Below are 1,475 nucleotides of genomic sequence, written 5' to 3'. Positions count from 1 at the left end.
CGACCTCCTCCAGGGCCGGGGCGGCTTCGACATCCTCGACGGCGACGCCTGGCTGAACGTCCGGATCAAGATCGTCAAGAACGGTGTCACGTACTCGGCCGAGTCCCTGAACAGCTCGACCATTGCGGGCGGCCCCTTCGCAGGAAAGGTCCTTCAGACCGATGGGCAGGGGAACCCAAGGTTCGACCTACCTCCTGCCTTTGACGGCCGCTCGCTCCAGTCGCTGCTGCTTGATCGGACCATCAAGCCGAGCGACATGTCGATCGTCCGCGAGCTCAAGTTCGACTCGGCGGTGGGTGATGTCGATACGGCCCTCTTCCAGGGCAGCGGGTTCGAATACATCATCGAAGGCCGCGGCTTCGAGGTGGTTGACGGCGACATCACCGAGATCAAGTCCGCCTGGGACGTGAACGAGGACGGCTTCATCTCGGTGACGGATACCCTGACCAACCGGGCGGGGCTGATCGACGACACGGACCTGCTCAAGAACATCGAGCGGCTCCAGTTCGCGGACGAGATCATCGACATCACCCAGAATCTCGGCGTCATCCTGGACACGCGGATCCTGTTCGACCCGGCCAGGCTGATCCCGCTCCCCACCGCCCTTCCCAGCGCGGGCGTGGTGGGTACCATCCTCGCGGATGTGGCCGGCGGCACCTTCTCGGAATCGGCCGACCCGAGCGACATCTTCACCGTCGCGGAGGACGGCACCGTCACGCTGGCCCGGGCGATGGCCATCAACCAGAACTACAATCTCTTCCTTGAGCTGGCGGCCCGCGGCGGGATCCAGAACGAGACGCTCCGCTTCTGGACCGGCAGCTCCGCAGCCCAGACCATGGGCAGCAGCGCGGACGACGACATCATCTATGCCCTGGCCGGCAACGACATTCTCAATGGCGGCGACGGCCAGGACCGCCTCTACGGCCAGGCGGGCAACGATAACATCTCCGGGGGCAACAACGCCGACATCATCGCCGGCGGCACCGGGTCGGATATCATCGACGCCGGGGCGGGTGCCGACATCATCAACTTCGTGACGAACGAAGGCACCGACACCGTGGAGGGCGGTGCCGACACGGATACGCTCCGCGTCTTCGGCACCACGGCGGCCAACACGATCAGCGTCACACTGGGCGCGACGGGCATCCTCGCCCTGACGGGCATATCGAGGATCTCCGGCGTCGAGAGCATCGTCATGGATCTCGACGACGGGGCCGACCGCCTGGCCTATGGCACCACCACCTTGGAGGTGGCGGTCGACCTGACAATGGGCCTCGCGACGGGCTTCCGGAACATCGCCAACATCGAGCACGTGACGGGCGGGAACGGCAGCGACAACATCCAGGGGAACACGCTGGCCAACTCGCTCCTGGGCGGGGGTGGCGCCGACACGATCGTTGCCACGGTCGACGACGTGCGCGACGTCTACACCGGTGGTGCCGGCGTCGATACGGTCGACTTCAGCGCTTATACGA

At 65.4% G+C, this 1,475-nt stretch carries 1 protein-coding gene; it reads left to right on the top strand.

The window, feature by feature from the left end:
- On the top strand, positions 1–1,475 hold a 1,475-nt coding region (locus tag FHG71_RS23890), incomplete at both ends, for a calcium-binding protein (protein WP_281281999.1).

This window comes from Rubellimicrobium roseum (assembly GCF_006152145.1).
GTDB classification, from domain to species: Bacteria; Pseudomonadota; Alphaproteobacteria; order Rhodobacterales; family Rhodobacteraceae; genus Rubellimicrobium; species Rubellimicrobium roseum.
This window is presented reverse-complemented; position numbering and strand designations above follow the sequence as displayed.